This window comes from Pedobacter sp. AC190, assembly GCF_979258025.1.
In genome coordinates this window covers 4902969-4925010 of sequence record NZ_OZ409824.1, presented here as the reverse complement: position 1 = coordinate 4925010, position 22042 = coordinate 4902969, and the positions used below count along the sequence as shown (strand labels likewise).

17 protein-coding genes are annotated in these 22042 nt (G+C 37.9%); 14 read left to right on the top strand and 3 right to left on the bottom strand.

Going from position 1 to position 22042, the window contains the following annotated elements; genetic code table 11:
• Positions 1 to 80 precede the first annotated feature (80 nt).
• The 13 genes from ACZZZI_RS21520 (at position 81) to ACZZZI_RS21460 (ending at position 16269) form a co-directional block, all read left to right on the top strand.
• Positions 81 to 1451: a M1 aminopeptidase family protein gene (locus tag ACZZZI_RS21520; RefSeq protein WP_424060302.1), complete on the top strand. Its 1371-nt coding sequence runs from the start codon at positions 81 to 83 to the stop codon at positions 1449 to 1451.
• 679 nt (positions 1452 to 2130) lie between these two features.
• Entirely contained in the window at positions 2131 to 2808 is a 678-nt protein-coding gene (locus ACZZZI_RS21515; RefSeq protein WP_316757066.1) for a response regulator transcription factor, read from the top strand.
• Positions 2805 to 4061 carry a sensor histidine kinase gene (locus tag ACZZZI_RS21510; protein ID WP_424060299.1) on the top strand — a complete coding sequence of 419 codons (1257 nt, stop codon included), beginning with the start codon at positions 2805 to 2807 and terminating at the stop codon, positions 4059 to 4061. The genes ACZZZI_RS21515 and ACZZZI_RS21510 overlap by 4 nt, the downstream gene beginning before the upstream one ends.
• Before the next feature lie 57 nt (positions 4062 to 4118).
• Positions 4119 to 4526 carry a hypothetical protein gene (locus ACZZZI_RS21505; protein ID WP_424060298.1) on the top strand — a complete coding sequence of 136 codons (408 nt, stop codon included), beginning with the start codon at positions 4119 to 4121 and terminating at the stop codon, positions 4524 to 4526.
• Position 4527: 1 nt separating this feature from the next.
• Positions 4528 to 5322 carry a phosphatase PAP2 family protein gene (locus tag ACZZZI_RS21500; RefSeq protein WP_424060296.1) on the top strand — a complete coding sequence of 265 codons (795 nt, stop codon included), beginning with the start codon at positions 4528 to 4530 and terminating at the stop codon, positions 5320 to 5322.
• A 98-nt stretch (positions 5323 to 5420) separates the two neighbouring features.
• Positions 5421 to 6668: a TolC family protein gene (locus tag ACZZZI_RS21495; protein WP_424060294.1), complete on the top strand. Its 1248-nt coding sequence runs from the start codon at positions 5421 to 5423 to the stop codon at positions 6666 to 6668.
• Entirely contained in the window at positions 6668 to 7594 is a 927-nt protein-coding gene (locus ACZZZI_RS21490; protein WP_424060292.1) for an HlyD family efflux transporter periplasmic adaptor subunit, read from the top strand. Before ACZZZI_RS21495 ends, ACZZZI_RS21490 begins: the two co-directional genes overlap by 1 nt.
• A gap of 1 nt (position 7595) precedes the next feature.
• Complete coding sequence (locus ACZZZI_RS21485) at positions 7596 to 10646, top strand: efflux RND transporter permease subunit (RefSeq protein WP_463491313.1); 3051 nt, start codon at positions 7596 to 7598, stop codon at positions 10644 to 10646.
• A gap of 268 nt (positions 10647 to 10914) precedes the next feature.
• Complete coding sequence (locus ACZZZI_RS21480; RefSeq protein WP_463491311.1) at positions 10915 to 11787, top strand: helix-turn-helix domain-containing protein; 873 nt, start codon at positions 10915 to 10917, stop codon at positions 11785 to 11787.
• An 81-nt stretch (positions 11788 to 11868) separates the two neighbouring features.
• A complete protein-coding gene (locus ACZZZI_RS21475) occupies positions 11869 to 12984 on the top strand; it encodes an FAD-dependent monooxygenase (protein WP_463491309.1) in 1116 nt (371 codons plus the stop codon).
• A 672-nt stretch (positions 12985 to 13656) separates the two neighbouring features.
• Positions 13657 to 14811, top strand: a complete 1155-nt coding sequence (locus tag ACZZZI_RS21470) for a hypothetical protein (protein ID WP_424057344.1) — start codon at positions 13657 to 13659, stop codon at positions 14809 to 14811.
• 21 nt (positions 14812 to 14832) lie between these two features.
• Positions 14833 to 15021 (top strand): hypothetical protein, encoded by a 189-nt coding sequence (locus tag ACZZZI_RS21465; protein ID WP_316757087.1) that lies wholly within the window; start codon positions 14833 to 14835, stop codon positions 15019 to 15021.
• A gap of 348 nt (positions 15022 to 15369) precedes the next feature.
• Complete coding sequence (locus ACZZZI_RS21460; RefSeq protein WP_424057343.1) at positions 15370 to 16269, top strand: alkaline phosphatase family protein; 900 nt, start codon at positions 15370 to 15372, stop codon at positions 16267 to 16269.
• Between the two features lie 247 nt (positions 16270 to 16516).
• Here ACZZZI_RS21460 and ACZZZI_RS21455 read toward each other — a convergent pair whose 3' ends face one another.
• Genes ACZZZI_RS21455 through ACZZZI_RS21445 form a run of 3 tightly spaced genes read right to left on the bottom strand, consistent with a single transcriptional unit; the run spans position 16517 to position 20631 of the window.
• Positions 16517 to 17395 (bottom strand): heparin lyase I family protein, encoded by an 879-nt coding sequence (locus ACZZZI_RS21455; RefSeq protein ID WP_424057342.1) that lies wholly within the window; start codon positions 17393 to 17395, stop codon positions 16517 to 16519.
• Positions 17396 to 17442: 47 nt separating this feature from the next.
• Positions 17443 to 19422, bottom strand: a complete 1980-nt coding sequence (gene hepC, locus ACZZZI_RS21450; protein ID WP_424057341.1) for a heparin-sulfate lyase HepC — start codon at positions 19420 to 19422, stop codon at positions 17443 to 17445.
• A 6-nt stretch (positions 19423 to 19428) separates the two neighbouring features.
• Complete coding sequence (locus tag ACZZZI_RS21445; RefSeq protein WP_344766456.1) at positions 19429 to 20631, bottom strand: glycoside hydrolase family 88 protein; 1203 nt, start codon at positions 20629 to 20631, stop codon at positions 19429 to 19431.
• 327 nt (positions 20632 to 20958) lie between these two features.
• Between ACZZZI_RS21445 and ACZZZI_RS21440 the strand changes: the two genes are divergently transcribed.
• On the top strand, positions 20959 to 21912 hold the full coding sequence (locus ACZZZI_RS21440; RefSeq protein WP_463491305.1) for an ROK family protein: 954 nt from the start codon (positions 20959 to 20961) through the stop codon (positions 21910 to 21912).
• Positions 21913 to 22042 lie beyond the last annotated feature (130 nt).

Sequence of the window (22042 nt, the reverse complement as noted above, 5' to 3'; positions counted from 1 at the left end):
TTTATACGGGTTTTAAATACTTAATAGGCTACCTTAAAAATAACTAATATTTTAGCGAAACTTAATTTATAGATTCTCTAATGAAACTCCGTTCATCCCTACCCATTTTCCTGTTTGTACTATTTCCTTATTTTCTTAACGCTCAAGTGCCTACTTTAAAGGGTAAAGTGACTATTAATATGAAAGAGGGGTTAATACGTGCCAACCTTAAACTAACTGGACTTCCCAAACTGGATACAGGCTTTAGGATCTTACTGAATCCAGGCATGAACATGAAATATATTGTGGACACTAGTGGTGTTGTAAGATACAATAGTAGCTACTCTGACGAAGCAATTAGATACAGGATACACAATGGAAAAAATTATATTCCGCTTCCAGAAAATCTAAACATTGCCTATACTGGTGCCTTTCCAATTTACACAGATACCTTAAATTTCTTCGATTATAAGGGCGTTATCGCCTTTAACGGCAAGACTATGCGGGCATCTGAACAGAGCAAATGGTATCCGGTAATCTATGATACCAAAAATGATAGGGAAATAGCTGCACTTGCCTACGATATTACCATTGACTGTGAGGACTGCAAGACCATCTATATCAACGGTTCGGCGGCTCAACCAGGGCCACTTGCCAGGTTCAAAAGTGATCTTCCGTTTGAGTTGTTGCTTTTTACGGGAGATTATGAAAAACAGAAATTTTCTGGAAGCGATTTTCTTAATGCTAATATGCCTTTGGCTGATGCAGAAAACTTTAATAAGCAGATAGTAGGTATTAAGAAATTTTATGAAAAGAAGCTTGAAACGGCCTATCCGCAAAAGATAACTTTCTTGCAGCATAAGGCCATAGAACCATATGGTCCCAATAAGTCTTGGGGCTTTGTTACCTTCCCAACGATTGCCGTTGCAGGTGGACAGTTCAATAACCAGGTTGATAAGGCAACCGGAAAATTCAACCACATCATCAAATATTCATTTTATGCCCATGAGCTTGGACATTATTATTTTGGCAGCCTATGGTTGCCAAATTCTACACTTAGGTGGTTTTTTCTGGAATCTACTGCCGAATATCTATCAGTGAAGGCGACGGCGGAAGCCTATAGTAGGGATTCCACCATAAGTTATATCAAGTATGCCGGAACGCTCCTAAAGGATAAAAAAATTATTCCACTATCTAAAATCGTAAAAGCTGATGAAATTGATGAGCGTTACCGCTACAGTTATGGTGCACTTTTGCTGCTGGCTTTTGAGCAAAGGTTTGGCGAGCAGAAAGCCTACAAGTTTCTACAGACTGCAATCAAAAGGGCAGGCGAACGTACCGATTATGCCTTCTTAAAAACTACAGCAATTAACTCGGGCATCAGCGAAAAAGACTGGAAGGATTTTGAGGAGAAAGTGATTGACGTAGAGGATGGGCAGGTATTAGTTAACAAATTGTTAAGTGCTAAGTGATCAGAATATCATCCAGAATTTTTGAAAAACCGCCTATTTCAATCAATCCGTTGACAAAATGGTTCGAATCACGCACCGTTTCTGACCCCGAGTTTTAAAGCAGTTCTTAAAAGAGTTGCTTTTTTTTTGTTTAAAGTATTTATTTTCAGTTAATTATATTGGGTTTAATATCTCGATAAGTGGTTCAATGTTTTGAAGTCAAAAATGTAAGTACATTTTCAAAAATCCTTTTTGGGTCTATAGGCTGTGATTTTTGATTCGAGCCCCGTTATCTGGTTAGCACCGAATTTTTATATTTTTTTTACAATTTCGGAATTTTATTCCTGTTATTCTGGAATTGAATTCCTGATTAATAAGAAATTTAACAAATGTTGGCTATGTTCCCAACTAATGCGCTTGGTGTTGCGATCTGCGATGCTGACTTTTATCACGTTGGATGCCCAAGTATCAGGATTTCGCCGAACGGCTAATAGCTGAATGGAAAAGCTGCCTCAACCTTGACTATTCTCAGAAACAATGGGACGTGCTTAACTTGGAGATGCTGTTGTCTCGTTAATATTTCGCAACCTACGGACGTACTGCTCTACAAAAGAAAAAGGCAGTTAACATCGAAAAGCTACGATTACGTATAGGTTAGTAGAGATTATTATTAGCTATTTTTGAAATAAAGATTTTAAGAATGAAAATATTGGTTATTGAGGATGAACAGGCTTTATCCGAAAGCATTCTTGCCTATTTTACAGGAGAAGGAAACATCTGTGAGCATGCTTATGATTTTGAATCCGCATTGGAAAAGATAGAACTGTACGCTTATGACTGTATCCTGTTAGACCTTGGCCTGCCTGGGGGAGAAGGGCTTGACCTGCTTTCGAGGCTTAAGGCAAGGAATAAAAAAGATGGTGTATTGATTATTTCTGCGAGACATTCTTTAGATGACCGCCTTTCTGGGCTTGATCTCGGTGCAGATGATTATTTGGTGAAGCCATTCCATCTTTCTGAACTTAAGGCAAGAGTAAGCGCTATTGTGCGGCGAAAGAATTTTGACGGTGATAACCTAATCAAATTTAACGAGATCACGATCGACGTTGCAGCCATGAAAGTTACGGTGGATGACAAGCTTGTTGTGCTGACCAAAAAAGAGTTTGACCTGCTGGTTTATTTCCTGTCAAACAAAGGCAAGGTAGTTACAAAGAACGCAATGGCAGAGCATCTTTGGGGAGATGAAATGGACCTTTCGGACGATTTCGATTTCATTTACACCCATATGAAAAATCTCAAGAAAAAACTTTCAGAAGGTGGTGCTAAAGATTATGTGCGCTCAGTGTATGGTATTGGTTATAAATTTGCAGACGTATGAAGTTAACAACTTACTATAATAGGGTAAATATCATAACTTCCATCGTAGTTCTCATTGCGACAGGCGTCATATATTACCTTTTTATCCACCTCATTCTCACAAACAAACTGGATAAGGATTTAGCCGTAGAGGAGGAGGAAATTCAGCAATACACCAGAACTTTTCAAAAGCTTCCCTTACCTGCAAGCTACATCGATCAAAGCGTGTCTTATCGAAAGGCCCCGAAAGACAGTGTAACTGTTCGTGATTTTAGCTATACAACCTATTTCAATCCAAAGGAGAATGAGGAAGAGCCTGGAAGAAGGCTTATTACTATCGTCGAACTGAAAGGAGAGCATATTCTGGTTACCATTACCAAATCCAGGGTGGAGTCCGAGGATCTGGTGCGGGTCATTTTATTGATCACTTTGGGAGTAACCATCATTTTACTTGGTTGCCTTTTTTTAATCAACCGATTTGTGCTCAACAGACTATGGCAACCTTTTTACAATATTCTGAAGAGGATGAAGGTTTTTGAGGTGACTTCTTCGGAACATGTGGGGATTGAACCAACCCGAATTGATGAATTTAATGAACTTACCCAGTCCGTAAATGCGATGGCAGAACGTGTTCGTTACGATTATAAAGAGCTCAAAAGTTTTACAGACAATGCTTCACACGAAATGATGACCCCGCTGGCTGTGATCAATTCGAAACTTGATTCACTTGTGCAAACCGATGTTTTTACTGAACAGCAAGGTGCTCTTTTGGAAGATATTTACCAGGCAACTGGAAGGCTTTCCCGGCTTCATCAATCACTTTTGCTGTTAGCAAAAATTGAGAATAACCTGATTGGCGATATTCAAGCCATAGACCTGAAAGAGCTGGTTGCGCAAAAGGCGAGACAGTTCGAAGAACTCCTGGAAAGGGATGGGTTGAAACTGGAGGTTATCCTATGTGAAAAAACCATCAACATGAGCAGGTATTTGGCTGATATTTTATTAAATAATTTATTTAGCAATGCAGTTCGGCACAATATCAAAGGCGGAAAGATTATTGTTGAACTTTCCAATGTAAAACTTGTGATTGGAAATACAGGAAAAGACTTTGAAACTAAAACAAAGCTCTTTGACCGTTTTTCAAAATCTAATGAATCTGACGGGATGGGACTTGGCCTTGCTATCTCCAAGCAGGTGTGTAATCTTTATGGTTATCAGATTGATTATGAGCAGGTAAAGAAAATGCATTATTTTTCTATTTTTTTTGATCGCTAGGCTTAACTACAGAATTCCTACATAATTGCTTTATAGTTTTGATAAAAAATAAAAACTATGAAAAAGATTTTTGGAATTTTTTTATTAATGGGCGGTTTGCTTACCGCTATATTCGCACAGAACGTTGCGGCGTCAAAAATACCATCTGCAGTTAAAACTGCTTTTACAAAAAATCATCCCGGTGTTAAAGTAAACTGGGAGATTGAAAAACAAAACTACGAGGCTGGCTTTACTTTAAATGGTAAGGAAACTTCCGAAGCCTATTCAGCAGCAGGGTCTTTATTGGAAACGGAAGTTTCTATCAAAGCCAGTGAGTTTCCAGCCGCTGTAATGGCTAAGTTAAAAGGTATGAAAGTAGCCGAAGCGGCTAAAATTACCAAGGCTGATGGCAGTGTAAGTTATGAGGCTGAAGTAAAAGGAAAAGACTTATTGTTTGATGTAAATGGTAATCCTGTAAAACCTTAGTATGGCTAAGTACTTTTATATAATGTTGTTGTTTACAGCAGCAACATTCCCCTCTTTTGCGCAAAGTATAGATTCTTTAAAAGCCACTTCAAATGTAGATTCTTTGGGAAGATGGTATTCGGGTAATTCAGTTCCAAAAAACAAATTTAAGGCGATCTCATTCATCGCCCCAGCTGTTCTGGCGGGTTATGGTTTTGCAGCTGTTTATGATAAGGGTGCCTTAAAACAGCTTGACTTGAGTACAAAAGCAGAACTACAGGAAGACCATCCTTTGTTTGCAGCCCATGTTGATGATTATTTACAGTTTGCACCAGCGGCGGCTGTTTATGCACTAAATCTTTCAGGCGTAAAAGGCAAACATAATCTGTTTGATGCCTCTATGCTTTATGTAACTTCTGCTGCGATTATGGGGGTTTCTACTCATTTTGTTAAACAGGGCGTTGGCAGGATGAGGCCGAATAATAATGGAGAAAATTCATTTCCATCTGGCCATACCGCATCTGCTTTTATGGCTGCAGAATTTTTGCATCAGGAATATAAGGATGTTAACCCTTGGATTGGCTATGCAGGGTATTTTGTAGCTACTGCTACAGGAACCTTAAGAATGTACAATAATAAACACTGGTTCAGCGATGTTGTTGCTGGTGCGGGATTTGGAATTGCCTCGACTAAGATTGCATACCTGATTTATCCTTACATGAAACAAATTTTCAATAAAAAGAAAGATAGCAAATTTACTTTGATGCCCTTTTACCAACCTGGAGCATCGGGTTTGATGCTATCCGGAAGATTTTAAATTTATAAAGAAATCCACTTAACTAGGCCAAAGGTAATGCCCCGCTAAACTTTTAGCAGAATTGCACAAGTTTTAACTAAAGGAATAAATTTTAGTAAATGAGAACGAAATTCAAATATTTTTCCATTGGTATACTTCTTAGCGCTTCACTTTTTGCGAAAGCGCAGGAACCAACAAAAAATCTTGATTTTTTCCTTAACCAGGCGAAAATTTCGAGTCCTGTACTAAAGGATTTAGAAAACCAGCGCAAATCTGCAGGTATCGATAGTCTGATCGTGCGGGCAACGGGGAAACCCCAAGTCACTGGAACCTCAAGCGGATTGTATGCACCGATAATTCATGGTTATGGTTATGATGAAGTCATAACCAATGGACAATCGTTAGATGCTTTGCTCAATGTGAATTACGATTTACTGAATAAAAAACGTATTAATAATCAGTTAGAAAGCGTAAAGTTGCAAAGCGACTCCATTAGGTACGCAAGTCAAGTGTCGACATTCGATTTAAATCGTTCTATTGCCGACCAATATATTCTGGCTTTTGCCAGTCAAGAACAGGTAGGGTTTAACATTGAGGTGGTTACATTACTTAAAAAGGAAGAAGCTTTGCTTAAAACTTTAACCAGAAGTAATATTTACAAACAATCAGAATATTTAACCTTTTTGGTTACACTGCAACAGCAGGAATTAAGCTTAAAACAAGCAGCTTTGCAGTATAAAAATGATTTGGCCACACTAAATTACTTATCTGGAATTGCTGATACCACTTCAATCCGGTTAGAGGAGCCGAAACTTAAATCGTATAAGCTTTCCGTCGAAATTAGTTTTTTTAAAAGGAAATTTGAATTGGATAGTTTGAAGAATGAAAATCAAAAGCGTTCCGTCATACTAAATTATCAACCAAAACTTGGCTTATATGCTAATGGCGGATATAGTTCATCACTGGTGCTTGAGCCATACAAAAATTTTGGGGCTAGTGTGGGATTTACATTTTCTGTTCCGATTTACGATGGTCATCAGAAAAAAATGCAATTTAATAAACTAGATCTGGCCTCAGAAACCATCTCAAATTACAGAACATTTTTTGTTAGGCAACAAACACAACAGCTCAATTTAATTCGTCAGCAAATTGAGCAAACCAATTCGCTTTTTGGAAAAATCAACGATCAAATCAGATTTAGTAAAGGATTGATTGATGTGGATAGTAAACTGATGCATACAGGCGATTTGCGGGTGGCGGATTTTGTAATCGCAATTAACAATTATATGTCTGCACAAAATCTGCTGAGACAAACTACTATAAGCCTCTTAAAACTGATTAATCAATATAATTATTGGAACCGATAATGAAAAAATATTTAAAATTGATTTATGCCAGCATCGCTGTTGCAATTACACTTTCTTCTTGTAGCAGTTCAGCACCTGAAACTACAGCAGATACGCCATCTCCAGTTACACCAGTACAAATTACGCATGTGAGCGATAGTTTACTGGCTGAATATGTTGAGCTTTCTGCAACGTCTGCTTATTTAGAAAAGAGCTTTGTTAAAGCAAACATCAATGGTTATATCGAAAAAGCTAACGCACAAACTGGTCAAAAAGTAGGCAGCGGGCAAAATCTTTTCACACTGATTACCAAAGAAGCAAGATCGATTGGCAATACCATTAATAAGCTCGATCCTGGTCTTAAGTTTTCAGGGATTTCAAATATTAGGGCAGAACAAGGCGGAATTATCGTTCAGGTTAATCATCAAAAAGGCGATTATGTGCAAGATGGTGAGGCTTTGGCAACCATCAGCAATCGTAATAGTTTAGTGTTTTTGTTAGACCTGCCCTACGAGCTTAATCAAATCATTAAGCAAAACGGAAACCTGAATGTATTGCTACCCGATGGAACCTCATTAACAGGTTCTGTTTCTGGAACAATGCCTGCGGTTGATTCATTAGCGCAAACTCAGCGATATATTATTAAAGTTCCAATAGGCAAAGATATTCCAGAGGGGTTAATTGCAAAAGTAAAACTGAGCAAACTCAGCCATCCAAATGCACAGGTGCTACCAAAATCTGCGGTATTAGCCAATGAAACGGAAGATGAATTTTGGGTAATGAAACTCATTAACGATTCTACAGCGGTAAAAGTAAATGTGAGGAAAGGCATCGAAAACAGCAGTACGACGGAAGTGTTGAGTCCTAAGTTTTCCACAATGGATAGAATTATCACATCAGGTAACTACGGAATTGCCGATACAGCAAAAGTTAAGATTCAGAAATAGCATGAAAAACTTTTTTATCTCTCATAGAAATCCTATTCTGGCCGTACTGGTCATTATTCTGGTTGGAGGTGTTTATTCTTTTCAGCAACTGAAAACTGGACTTTTCCCCGAAATCACTTTTCCGAAGATTAAAATTATTGCCGATGCTGAACTGCAACCAGTTGATAAAATGGTGGTGACGGTTACACGTCCGTTGGAAAATGCGGTAAAGCAAGTGCCAAATCTACAATTGGTAAGGAGTACAACCAGTCGTGGAAGTTGCGAGCTCTCGGCATTTATGAATCCTGGAGCAGATATCAATTTAAGCCAGCAACAAATCGAATCGCAGATTGCAAAAATCAGCGCAACATTGCCGGCAGGGGTAAATATCTCGGTTGAGAAAATGAACCCCTCCATTTTGCCCGTTAGCGGCTATAGCTTGGAGAGCCATAAATATTCGCCTACAGAACTGAAAAAGATTGCCACTTATACCGTGAAACCTTTTCTTTCACAAGTTACAGGTGTATCTGAAATTCGGGTTATTGGAGGGAAAAGCAAGGAATTTTGGCTGGAACTTGATGTATCCAAAATGCAAACGCTAGGCATATCACCAGATCAAATTAGCACTGTACTTTCTCAAACCAATTTTATAAAATCGAACGGCTATTTAGCCGACCATAATTATTTATACCTCTCGGTTACCGATGCAACGGTAAAAACCAAAACTGACCTTGAAGACCTTGTACTCACCAGAAAGGGAAACCGTACACTAAAAGTTGGCGATATTGCCAAGGTTAGCATACAACAAAGTGTAGAATATACCCGAATAAATGCAAATGGTAAAGACGGAATTCTGATTGCAGTTATTAAACAGCCTAACGCCAACCTTGTTGACCTTTCGAGCCAAATGGCCACAAAGGTTAGTCAGCTCGCAACCATACTTCCTGCGGGGATCACCATCAAACCCTATTACGTACAAGCTGATTTTGTAAACGAATCGGTCAAAAGCGTTCGTGATAGTTTATGGATAGGATTAGTACTGGCCATCATTGTCGCCATTATTTTCCTGCATTCAATTAAAGCCAGCGCAACCATCCTCATCACTATTCCAGCTACGCTTTGCCTAACGGTGATTTTACTTTATTTTATCGGTTACTCTCTAAATATCATGACTTTGGGCGCTATTGCAGCGGCCATTGGATTAATTATTGATGATGCTATAGTGGTAGTAGAACAAATCCATCGTACACACGAGGAGCATCGTGATGAACCTACAGTTCCTTTACTTGGAAGGGCGATTCATTATCTTTTTCCTGCAATGTTGGGTTCATCGATTAGTACTATTGTAATTTTCGTGCCTTTCGTACTTATGACAGGGGTTGCAGGGTCTTATTTTCAGGTAATGACCAATACCATGATTATTACCCTGGTTTGCTCGTTTTTTGTAACCTGGATTGGCTTACCCGTAATTTTTCTGTTGCTCACAAAAGATTCACACAATAATGCATCAGGCAGGCAAGCTGTTGTTCATGAGGTTAAGCCACAAAATTGGGTGCGTTATTTTATTCAGCGACCGTATATTAGTTTTGTTTTTATATTGATCTTAATAGCTTCCATTGCAGTGGTTTTTCCTCGCTTACAAACAGGGTTTTTACCAGAAATGGATGAGGGGAGTATTGTTTTGGATTACGCATCGCCTCCAGGAACATCGCTTGAAGAAACCGATAGGATGTTGAAAGAAGTGGAGAAAGAAATTGTTAAAATACCTGATGTGCAGGCTTATTCGAGAAGAACGGGAACACAAATGGGCTTTTTCATTACCGAGCCTAATACAGGGGATTACCTGATTCAACTCAAACCAAATAGAACAAAAAGTACAGATGAGGTGATTTCTGAGATCAGAACACATGTTGAAAGTACACAGCCTGCATTAGTGGTGGATTTTGGCCAGGTGATTGGCGATATGCTTGGCGACTTAATGAGTTCGACTCAGCCAATCGAGATTAAAATTTTTGGTAACGACCAGCAAAAATTACAGGGCTTATCAAAACAGGTAGCAAATTTGGTTTCCAAGATAAGTGGAACAGCTGATGTGTTTGATGGGATTGTATTATCTGGCCCAACCGTAAATGTTCAGCCTAATTTTGCTATGCTTGCTCAATACGGTGTAACGCCTGCATCGTTTCAGTTGCAGGTTCAAACGGGCATGCAAGGTAATGTAATCGGTGATTTGTATGATAAACAACAACTTTCTCCCATCCGAATGGTTTATCCGGGTAGTAGAAAATTTAGTATTTCTGATATCTCGAGGATGAAGATTTTTCTGCCTGATGGAACTGCCATTCCAATTCAGAATTTAGCTAAAGTTGAGCTGAAACCAGGTAGTGCTGAAGTGGAAAGGGAAAACCTGCAAACCATTGGTGCCATTACTGCCAGATTAGATAACCGAGATTTGGGAAGTGTAATGAATGATATTCAGTCAGCTATCAAATCAAAAGTAAATCTGCCCTCAGGATATCACATTGAATATGGCGGTGCTTACAAGGAGCAACAACAATCTTTTTCTGAATTATTGACTATCCTTATTGCATCAAGTTTGCTTGTTTTTAGTGTTATTTTATTCCTTTTCAAGGATTTTAAAATAGCATTTTTAATTCTCCTGATTTCAGTTCTGGGTATTTCAGGCAGCTATTTGGCATTGTTTATAACGGCAACGCCATTAAACGTAGGTAGTTATACAGGGTTGATTATGATTGTGGGGATTATCGGTGAAAATGCAATTTTTACTTTCTTACAGTTTAAGGAGTCGTTGCACGATAATGAAGTAGATGATGCCATCACTTTCGCTATTTCGACACGGTTAAGGCCTAAATTAATGACCGCACTAGGGGCGATTATTGCACTGATGCCATTGGCATTAGGAATAGGTGCTGGTGCACAACTTCACCAACCATTGGCAATTGCTGTAATCGGAGGATTTATTGTTGCGCTGCCGCTTTTACTGATTGCCCTACCTAGTCTGATCCGTAAGCTTTATTCAAAAAAAACACTTGAAAATTCAATTCAAAAATAAAATAAACAGGCATAATTTTTAAAATCACCCAGTGTAATGATTTTAACTGTTTGACGTTATGAATAGTTAAGAAATTTCAAACATCATTATGCGTCAATACTACGCTAGAATATTGTCTATATTAGTTTCAAAAGTATTCATCATCCGCTTTTTAATAAACCAATTCGTTTGGCAAAGTAAACGCTTTTGAAAAAGGGTTTTAAATTGGATATACTTGGTAATGATTTTTGTAATGTACTTTTATACTAGATTTGTGTTGTAATATTATATGCGGAAAAACAAAAATAAGATACCCATTAATACGATGGGAGATATGCTAAACCTTGGTATTTCCATTGATAGAAACAATCTTAAAAAGTCTTATTTTGCAACTGCACAACAAGCTGAAGATGCCGCACAGGCACACCGTGATGAGGGTTATACTTTTCATATATTGGAAAAAGGCAAAGTTGTAATTGAAATTGATTTCAAAACCTATAATGTTTCAGCACCAGCAGTTGTATATCTGCATCCAGATCAGGTACATAGAATGTTGGATATCGATGATATTATTGTGAGTTCTCTATCCATTAATAGCGAAAACCTAAATACAGAATACCTCAATATACTTCAGGAGCTCAATCCAATAGCTCCATTTTTATTGGAAAAACAAGCTTTCTCCATTATCTCGAGCAGCTTCTCTCTTTGTCTGAATTTTTACGGACAACGAAACAATAAACTATATTACCCACTACTCCGAGACAGTTGTAATACATTGATTGCTTATCTGCTGTCGCAATTTTTAAATCTAGCCAAACCCGATGAGACCTTTTCACGATTTGAAAAAGTGACTACAGCTTTCAGAAAACTGCTGGAAAAAAATTACATCAAACTAAAACGGCCTGGCCAATATGCTGCACTATTACATATTTCTACACCCTATTTAAATGACTGCATAAAGGGAAGTACAGGTTATTCTGTTTCTTACCTTATTCAAGAGCGAATTATTTTAGAGGCTAAAAGATTGCTTTACCATACCAATAAGTCGGTAAAGGAAATTGCTTTTGAACTTGGGTATGTCGATTATCCTTATTTTTCAAGATTGTTCTCCAAGGTAACTGGGATTTCTGCGATAACGTTCAGGAATAAAAACCACGATTAGTCCAATACTTGCTTTGATTGGTCATTTTTTTAAAGGCTAAAGAAAATGAACTTTGCCTTGAAATGTTAATCAACAGGGAAAATGGAATTAAATAAAAAAGTGCTGATATCAGGGGCGAGTTTTGCTGGCCTTACCATGGCATATTGGATGAATAAAATAGGTTACCAGGTTACGATCGTGGAGATTGGCTCTGAACTGAAAAAAGGAGGCACACCAGTTGATATTAAAGGCCCGACAGTGGAGATCGTTAAAAGAATGGGCCTTTTTGAAGAGATAAAAAAAATGAGGATCGGGCCAGAAAAATGGGAGTTCAAAAATGCAAATGATCAGACAGGCTTCAGCTTTGTATTAAGGCAACCAGGTGAAGAATTGCCAGATGATGAATTTGAAATCGAAAGAGATTCTTTGCTCCATATGATGTATGATCAGATAAAAACTGATGCAGAGCTAAAATTTAATAACAGCATTACTGCATTAAATGAAACTCAGGATAATATTGAAGTATTTTTTAAAGATGGCTCTAAAGATGATTACGCTTATGTTTTTGGATGCGATGGAATACACTCAGCAGTTCGGAAAATCTGGTTTGGACAGGAATCTGAATTTGCTCATTTCCTGGGGCAATATTTTTCGATAGCTATTGTAGATAAACTGCTGGTTGAAAATGGCACCTATCAAATGTATTCGGAGCCTAATAAAGGTGCAGCGCTGTATGCCCATAATAACAAGACGGATGTTATTTTTACTTTCAGGACTGAAAATGAAATTAGCTATGATTTTCGTAAGCAAGACCAATTGAAAGAAATTGTGTCCCTGCAAATGAAAGGCATGGGCTGGCGAACAGCTGAGCTTCAGAATGAATTGTTGAATTCTACATCATTTTATTTTGATAAATTCTGTCAGATAAAAATGCACTCCTGGACAAAAGGCAGAGTAGCTTTAGTTGGCGACGCTGGTTATTGTGCCTCTCCAGCAGCAGGAATGGGCGGTTCGTTGGCAATTATTGGAGCAACTGCTTTAGCTGATGCATTTATCATGTTCCAGGATGATTATCAATCCGCGTTTCATTCATATAATACAGGTTTGCGGCCGTTTATCGAAGAAATACAGGCAGAGGCTGTGCAGACTTTAGAAAAATTATTACCAAGAACTGATGGAGACGTGAAAGCAATGTGGGAAAATGGAATTTCTTTCTAAAGTTATTCATAGTTCACAAAAAGAGGCAAAACTTAGACTACTGTAAAATATCAGTCTATTCATCTCGGCAAATCCATGACATTGACATGCTTAAAGGTTACTTCGTAAATTTTTGCTAGTGAGATGTGACCAAATAATTAATCATTTTAGTTCTGGTTCTGCTGATTCGCCTTAAATCAGCTATAAATTTGTTGCTAATTTGGACTGTAGCCGACCTGAATTTTTAAAAGGTCATAAATGATATTATGACCTTTTTTTGCGCCCAACTCTTAATAGTGATTACCCACTATAACTAATTTATTTTTTGCCGTAATAATCATCGTCTGAAACTTTTTTTAACCAGATGGTTTTTCCTTTGCTGCGGGAGATGTTGCAATATAAGTGACACCGGTTTTCGAAGTTGCGCCATGCCAGTGCTCGATTCCAGGCATACACTTGATTACATCTCTTTTTTTTGATTTTTTTTAGGTTGCGACAAGTTTTATACCGACAATTTCGGGCTATTGTAATATAACCTTCTATTTTACGTTTTTTTTGAAACAACTAAAATCTTCGCAACTGATTTTATGGCGAAGTTAATTTCAGCTAAAGTAATGCTCCTAAAATTTTAACCAAATCAAGACTAACAAATTTCCCTAATTGTTTACTTTACATAACTATAATCACCTACTATTGAAAAACAAAATTTCGAGGTTGAGCTTTATGAATAACAGCGCAACAGTTATTCTTTTAACAACATTTCTTATGATAAGCTCTTGCCGTAAAGATCAAGATCCAAGTGCTGTTCCAACCATTACTACGCCAAAGGCTGTAATTGCTCCCAGTAACAATGATGAACGAATCTTCGAAGACGGCGAGGGATTAAATATTTACACTGCCGAAAATAGAAGAATCGATTTCACAAGGTTAATTAGCGTAAATGCTATCGATAATACCACCATTGAGATTACAAATTTTGTTCCGTTAGATATTGAAGAGGTCACTATTCTGCTAAAAATTAATGGTCGAGATGAGCCTGTTAAACTTTTGGTTGCTGATATTAAAGCACATACCACCAAAAAAATAAAATATCCTTTTGTTAATGAAACCACTGATTTCTTTGAAAACCAAACGAATAAAATTGTCAGTTTAGCTCAATATAAAACTGTGGGTATTGCACCATCGCAGGTAAGCTTTGATTACACAGGTACCACTCCACTATTGCAGAAACTCAAAAAAGCTGGTGAGATGAAGTGGCAGTTCAAGCCTAATGATTTTGATCCAAACCATAATCAGGAAAACTGGAAAGACAATCCCACGCCACAGGATTTTAGAAAATATAGTGCTTTATTAATTAATATGGCTTATCTATACAGCAGCGCTACCAATATGCGACAGTCTTTTCTAAACGAATCCATCACCAATAACGACGTTATATTGATGTCACCAGCAGAAAAACTGACCGCTTACAATAATATAGTTAATAAAACAAAATTAAGTTTAGGGATCTGTGAGGGTGGCGTAACGGGCCTTGGCGGCGGAGGGACACTTGGTATAGCGGCTTCAGTAATTAACAAAGCCATGTTTGAGCCTGTTTCTACATTTGCGCATGAAATGGGGCATGTGGTCGGTTTTTCGCATGAGTCAAGCATGACGTATCCCCAAAATGATAAAGGCTCTGTATCTGCGTGTCAGAGAGAATGGTTAATTAGAATTAAAGATGGTAGTCTTCCTGTCCAATTAAATAACTACTATATGCAAGGAGATTTTATAAAAACAGGATCAACGAGCCTAACTACGAATGCAAAACAGGGCACTCAACTTATTGATAACTGTGATATTAAATAATCCAGTAGCAAAAAAGCTGATTTGAGTATTTCCTTTACTGATAAGTTCACCGCAAGGGTTATGTTGACGACTGGTGCATACCTCTCCATTATAACTAATATTGCCATTAGTTTTTCTGTTAGTCCTACCATAATCATGCTTTTGTTGGGCATTGAAGGTTACTTTCAGTCGATGGCATGGGCGCCTGATGCTGAACTAATCAACAATTAGTAGCGTGAAGAAGAACGTTGTAAGGTCTTGGGTTGTATGCTATGGCTGCAGGCTCTCCCTCTAAGCCCTGATTTGCTGGGGAGTAATCTGACAGGTACAGGCTTTATGAAGATGACAGGTTATATGTTTGCGGCATTCGGAGAACCAATCTTAGGCTTCGCAATTGATGTTACGGGAAGTACTAATAGTATATTCATCATTATCTCCATTTTGTGTATATTATCCTCAATAAGCGTATGGGCAGTTCGCTTTGTGAAAAAAGGGTAGTTTTTTCCAGTGGATTAAAATTTTGATCATTTAATCAAAGTTTTTAACTAGGTTTTTTTGTTGATTGTAAAATTTTAAAATATGAAATCTCTAAAAATTATATCAATTCTATTGATTGTCTTCTTAATATCTCTATCAAACGTTTTCGGGCAGCGTGTGGTCATTATTGGTTTGGATGGGTTTTCATCTGAAGCATACAGGAAAATACCACATCCAAATATCGATAAACTTTTTGCACATGGACTGATTTCTCTTGATACCAGGCCAGTAATGCCATCGGTAACATTGCCAAACTGGACGAGCCATTTTTCTGGTGCCGGACCTGAAGAACATGGTGTTACCAATAACAGCTGGGTTTTAAATAAGCACGAACTTCAGGCATTGGATGCAGATGGTGAAGGGTATTTTCCTTCCATTTTCAAGGTTTTAAAAGATGCTAGGCCAGCAATTAAAACTGCTTTTTACTACAACTGGGCCGAGTTGATCAATTCAATGAATAAGAAGTATTTAGATGTGGCTTCATTTGAAGAAAAAGATGGATTTGTTAATAACTATAAATCAGCAGAACAATTTATTTTGGATAACAAAAAAAGTCCGCAACTCGTTTTTTTATATAGTGTAAGAATTGACCACGCTGGGCATGGTTTTAAGTGGATGTCGAACGAGTATATTGATGCAGTTAAGGAAGCAGACCAGGCTATTGGTGAATTTGTTAAAAAATTGGAAGTAAATGATCTGGCCAAGGATACCTATTTTTTGCTTATCACTGATCACGGCGGTAAGGGAACTGGTCATGGTGGTGTGAGCATGGAGGAAATGCAAATTCCATGGGCTATTACTGGTCCAAAAATCAAGAAGACTGGTATCACTCAAATTTATAACAGCAACAAAAATACTTCCAGAGTAATAGCCGAAATTTTTGGTGTCGAAAGCTTTCCCAAATCCTGGACCGCAATACTCCCAGAAGGTATTTTTAAATAGCTTTTTGTTGACCTTAGTTTTTATCTTCCAGTCGAGGAGTTTTGTAGTTAATTTTTTCCTTCTAATTTGAATAATTTTCGAAACCACTTAGACATGGTCTTTGTAATTTCTGATATTAAAAATCCGTATAAAAAGATTAATAAATTTACTTCCGACAACGCAATGACCGTCGCTTATCCCATTCCATTTGCAGTCCGTAATAAGAGCTGTTTTAACAGAAAGATTTTATTGAATATGTTTGGGAAAATTATTGCAGTGGCAACTTAATAATTTTGATGTTATCATGGTAGGCAATACGGGTTAAGGGCGCTTGAGTTACATAAACTCCCCATTTAATGTAGCCTACATTTCCAATACTTACATTGCCTGCAAACGTGGTATAGTTCGTTTTTTCATCAACCAGGATATAACTACTTTGGCCTGGAAGCTTCATGTAGGTTTTCATGTAACCTGTATTATTGTCTGCCCATTGCACATCGACCCTAAAATTCAACCATTGGTTTACATATGGGCGTAAGTCTGTAATAATGTCTTTTATGGAAGTAGAACCTTCATATCTTAAACGCATTGCATTTCTTGCAGTTCGAAATTGTAGAGGAACACCAGATCCAGAGGTAGAATTGCCTGATACTTTAAGTTGGTATATTGTTGTTTCGTAGGTAGGTCCAGAAACCCAGGGTGTCCAGTCTTTTAATAAAACGCTGAATTCGTAACGGCGTTCATCACCAGGGAAAAACTTCGCTTTCTGTATGGCTATCGCATCACTTTCACTTCTTATGTTTCCATCAGAATTATATGTGGTATCGCCATAAACAATTTTATGGGCAATGGCAAAGTTGCTGCCATTGCCCGCAGGACTTACCATATATGCAGCGTCTGAGGCTGTCGCATGAGTGGCCGTCAGGCCCGTAATCCCTGAATCAAAGGTGCCAGTTTCGTAATTTACATTAAGGATTGTATCGCCATTATTAAATGTATCACTCGCTTTCTTAACATTGTTTTTATCATTTAAGGATAGCGTCGAAACACGATCTTGACTGTCAACAGTGCTTTCTTTACTACATGACAGTGCTATAAACGCAATAAATATCAGGTGTTTGTGCGATATGAGATTTATGTTTTTCATTATTCTCTTTGGTTAGATGTGTTAATAATAGGATACCACAAAAGTCTTTACTGATTGATGTTGGTTTTAACGTTTTGGCTTTTTCCGTTAATGATTAATGTGAAATCTAATTGGCCCTGAACAAAGTCATTTCCAGTATTTTCCTTCATCGTTATCTCTGGTGCTTTTTTACCTGTAAAAGGGTAAACTACGCTGATGAAATACGGTGTTGTTGCATCTACCTTTTGTTTTTCGAAGGCTACTGCTGGTCGGGGCATTTCTTTTCTATACTCGTAAGAAACTTTAGTTTGCTCTTCTAATAAGGCTGTTTTAGCAGGGTTAAGCAATTGGATCGACAAGTTATTGCCATCGCCATAGGTGGAATATATTAGGTTTTTTGATTTATCGTAAACTGGCTTGGCATCCTCTTTCAAATGAAAGCGAACATCCAGTTTTCCTGTTGCAGATCCGATTGCTCTATCGATAATGATAAAATATTTTTGATCAACGAAAAGTACAGTTCGCTTATGATCTAAATCCTTATAACTCGGGTTGGTAAATGTTAATACATCCATCATTTTACCCGTTTTCCATTTATTTTGTTTAGCATTTGTGATTACCATATTCTGATCATCCAATGTTAGTGTATTGTGCATTTTGGTTTGGCGATACTGCTCACGTAGCTTATTTATCTCCGCATCGCCACTGTAAACAAAAGTTCCTGCATCAGGCATAAAATTTCGACCCTTAACATAAAGCTCAAATGTACCGTTATCTGGTTGCGCATGGAATTCTCCCGGAGGGCTTGCTTTTAAAACCATCACTGTTGATTCGTTGTTCCATCCGTTTCTGAAAGTATAAAAACCCGCATTGCTTGATGCGTGAGAAAGGTGATCTGGGCGTTCTCCTTCTTTGCCTTCCGTTGCAAAATATTGGATAACTTTATTCTTTGGAAAGCTTTTAGCCCAAGCCTGATATAATTTTATTCTTCCCGCCTTATCCGCAATCCACGAATCGCCGAACATTGGTGCACTATAATCTGGGAATGAAAAATCGATATTAGCCATGATCATCCGCTCAATGGTTTCACTAAAAGTTTCAGGGAATTCACTTTCAACGCCAGCCATTTTTGCAGCGTTGAAAGCTTTGAGAAAAATTTCAATAGATGCAATATGATATACGGGGGATAACTCAAACTGCACTCCATCGGCATAAACCTGCTTTTTGATTTCTGTGTTTAGTATATCTATACCGCTCTTTCTCCAGAATGGCGATGCTTTAAATTCAGGAAAAAATGCTCCAGCAAATAATACCCTCTGGGCTTCAAATAATAGATGATTGCCCTCTTTCGAGTAATGTTGTGGAATATAATCCGCCTGCTGATGGAAAGATTTCAAAAATTCCATTAAAAATGTGGGCGTGAATTCAGGTGATGACAGAAATAAATTGAAGGTTCCTGGCAAGCTTTGTACTCTTTCTGAAACTTCTAATGGCCTCCAGGCATAAGCATCATTATCTGCAGAAAGACCTAATGGGTTTTTCTTAACCCAATCGCGGAATTGATAAACCCATTCCCTGGCATATTTTTCATCTCCTGAGCTTCTATAGGCCAATCCCATAGATTGCCACCAATATACGCGATGCAACTGCCACCTTACCTCATTATCTTTTACTGGCCAAAGCTGCCAGTTGATTTCTTTTCCGTAATCGAAAAATCCATAACCTTTATGTGGCTGGAATTTATGAAGCAATGCATTATCTGCTTTCTCTTGGTTTGCTGCCCCTATAGATTTTCCTTTGAAACGCTGCTCATCTCCGATATTGAAATCAGGGTGGTGTATTTTTTTTCGGTTACGGTAATAAACTAATAGCTCTTGGGCAGCTTGATCGTACTTCGCTGATTGAAAGCTTTGATTTACTTTTTCCAGTCCAGGATAGTTTAAATTAATATTGTCGAAGTCTTCCTTTGAAATCGGGCTTTGCTGCGCTTTCAAACTTAGACCAGAAATTGCAAGGGCAATCAGGGATGTTAATACTTTTAATTTCATGTTGTATTAATTTTTTTTGATTGATTTTAAATCAATTTTTGCGATTTCATTATAACGTTTCAGGGCTTCCAGATAGTAGTAATCTGCATAGTCAAGTGGAGTGTCAATTTCTGAATTATAAAGGAAAGCACCAACACTGTGTTTCAAAATAAAATATTTGTTTTCACCTGGTTTCGCCAGATAGTCATCTGATGAAAGAGATTTTAGAATATCTTCTGCATAGGTGAAATATTTCTTGCCATCCTTAACCTGTGTACTCAGTTCTAATAATCCTGATGCAATAACTGCTGCGGCTGAAGCATCTCTCGGCGCTCGCTCGGCTGTATCAAGGGCGTTATGAACATCGAAATCCCAGGCAGGAACTTTATCTTTTGGCATTTTAGGATGATTCATGATGAAAGCTGCGATGTGTTCAGCCTGTTCTAAAAATCTCTCATCTTTAGAATTGGCGTAACACATGGCGTATCCATAGAGTCCCCATGCTTGCCCGCGGGCCCAGGCCGATTCATCAGTTAAACCTTGATGTGTTGCCTTTCGAATAACCTTACCTGTTTTTGGGTCATAATCGACTACGTGATAGGAACTATAATCTTTCCTGAAATGGTTTTTAAGAGTTGTTAAAGCGTGAGCATTTGCAGCATTGCCGTAGCTGGGCTGTTTTAGGAAGTTTGAAGCCCAATATAAATATTCCAAATTCATCATGTTGTCAATAATCACAGGGTAGTTCCACCAGGCAAAGTCCCATGATCTGATCACTCCGATTTTAGGATCGAAACGGTTCAATAAATGCTTTGCACCATCTTCTAGCGCTGGTAGATATTCTTTGTTTCCAGTAATGCGGTAGGCATTTCCATAAGAACAGTAGAGCATAAAACCAACGTCATGTGTATTGGTAATATACCTTGCCGAATCTAAGGCTAAAGTAAAGCGTTTAGCATCAGCAGCCAGGGTTTTATCTCCCGTAAGTTCATAACCATACCATAACGAACCTGGAAAAAATCCAGTTGTCCAGTCTTTGTAGGGTGCCAGCCTGACCGTTCCATCAGGATTAACAGAACGCGGGTTTTTTCCTGGACTATAGGCGCTTGCAGCTTTCTTAAGTTGAAGCTCGACTACACGGGTTGCTTTTGAAAACCATTGCGTTTCTTGTTGTGCATAACTTTTAAATGTCAGGGCACTAATAAAGAATATGGTAAGGACTTTTTTCATCTGAGAGATTTGTCTTTTTGCTGGTTAAATAATCTGCTGAATAAGCAATTGTGAAATTAGGTTAGACGATGCATTTTTGATTTTGATTTTCGTTAAAATGCTTTTGATTTTGATTAAGAAACTTTTTGACGGAAACCTTTTAAAATGCACCAGCTGGGAATATTTGCCCCCTCAGTCAAATTATTAGCATTAGCCAAAACTTAAATACTTTAGTCTAAAATCGAAACTATAAATATCGAAATGCCTGTACTTTAGGGTTTGATTATGTTCTGCATCGCAAGTAGATCCTGATCATAAATTATCTCAACCTAAATAAATGTTTTAAACATGAACCAATTAAATGCAATAGGTATCGACGTTGGCGGATCTTCCATTAAATGCGGGGTTGTAAATGCCCATGGTGAAATTTTGTACTCAACAAACATTTCGCTGAAAAATGTAAAAACACATGGTGCTGTAATCGGCCATATGACTGAAGCCATTAATGCTTGTGCCAAAAGATATGATGATTCAATTCTTGGAGTTGGTGTAGGGTTTCCTGGCATCATCGAGAATAATGTAGTAATTGCAGGCGGAATTAATTTGCCTGGCTTCAGGAATGTAGAACTGGGCAACATATTAAAACTGGTTACCCGTAAAAACATTATTATTGATAATGATGCAAACCTGATGGGCCTAGGTGAGCTGACTTATGGTGCGGCCAAAGACTGTAGCGATGCGGTGTTCATCACAGTGGGTACTGGAATCGGTGGTGCGGTGCTGATTGACTCTAAACTCTATGGCGGGTTCAAAAACAGGGGAACTGAATTGGGGCACATTATCATAAATCATAAAGGTAAGGCTTGTGCATGTGGTGCCAGAGGATGTTTGGAAGCCTATGCTTCGATCAATGCGATGGTCAATCACTATCAATCTATCTGTAAAGATACTCCTGATCATGTTGATGCAAAATATATCGTCAGCAGGTACATGTTAAGAGAAAGTAATGCAATGGAGGTGATGGAATCCCATTTTGATTATATGGCCACAGGTATTGTAAGTTTTATCAACCTGTTCAATCCACAAAGGATAATTATTGGGGGAGGCATTAGTGAATCTGGTTCTTTTTACATCAGGGAGATTGAAAAACGAGTATTGGCACTGGCTGTACCTACAGGACCAGGATCGGCCCAAATTGTTGCTGCTGGTCTTGGTAACAAAGCAGGGTTATTAGGCTGTGCAGCAAATGTATTTCAAAAGTATGGTGCAATTGAAAATATGAAGCAAAAAATGGTAGTTTAAATACATTATTAATCAATTTTGATAATGATTTAACCAAATTTAAAACCCGAAATAGATTCTATAACATAGATTCGTTGTTGAAAATACTTAAATATTTGCAATCAAGTTTTAGCAAATAAAATATAAAAAT

Coding starts and splice junctions, on each gene's coding strand:
- ACZZZI_RS21520 (WP_424060302.1), top strand. CDS start 81: ATGAAACTCCGTTCATCCCTACCCATTTTCCTGTTTGTACTATTTCCT.
- ACZZZI_RS21515 (WP_316757066.1), top strand. CDS start 2,131: ATGAAAATATTGGTTATTGAGGATGAACAGGCTTTATCCGAAAGCATT.
- ACZZZI_RS21510 (WP_424060299.1), top strand. CDS start 2,805: ATGAAGTTAACAACTTACTATAATAGGGTAAATATCATAACTTCCATC.
- ACZZZI_RS21505 (WP_424060298.1), top strand. CDS start 4,119: ATGAAAAAGATTTTTGGAATTTTTTTATTAATGGGCGGTTTGCTTACC.
- ACZZZI_RS21500 (WP_424060296.1), top strand. CDS start 4,528: ATGGCTAAGTACTTTTATATAATGTTGTTGTTTACAGCAGCAACATTC.
- ACZZZI_RS21495 (WP_424060294.1), top strand. CDS start 5,421: ATGAGAACGAAATTCAAATATTTTTCCATTGGTATACTTCTTAGCGCT.
- ACZZZI_RS21490 (WP_424060292.1), top strand. CDS start 6,668: ATGAAAAAATATTTAAAATTGATTTATGCCAGCATCGCTGTTGCAATT.
- ACZZZI_RS21485 (WP_463491313.1), top strand. CDS start 7,596: ATGAAAAACTTTTTTATCTCTCATAGAAATCCTATTCTGGCCGTACTG.
- ACZZZI_RS21480 (WP_463491311.1), top strand. CDS start 10,915: ATGCGGAAAAACAAAAATAAGATACCCATTAATACGATGGGAGATATG.
- ACZZZI_RS21475 (WP_463491309.1), top strand. CDS start 11,869: ATGGAATTAAATAAAAAAGTGCTGATATCAGGGGCGAGTTTTGCTGGC.
- ACZZZI_RS21460 (WP_424057343.1), top strand. CDS start 15,370: ATGAAATCTCTAAAAATTATATCAATTCTATTGATTGTCTTCTTAATA.
- ACZZZI_RS21455 (WP_424057342.1), bottom strand. CDS start 17,395: ATGAAAAACATAAATCTCATATCGCACAAACACCTGATATTTATTGCG.
- hepC (WP_424057341.1), bottom strand. CDS start 19,422: ATGAAATTAAAAGTATTAACATCCCTGATTGCCCTTGCAATTTCTGGT.
- ACZZZI_RS21445 (WP_344766456.1), bottom strand. CDS start 20,631: ATGAAAAAAGTCCTTACCATATTCTTTATTAGTGCCCTGACATTTAAA.
- ACZZZI_RS21440 (WP_463491305.1), top strand. CDS start 20,959: ATGAACCAATTAAATGCAATAGGTATCGACGTTGGCGGATCTTCCATT.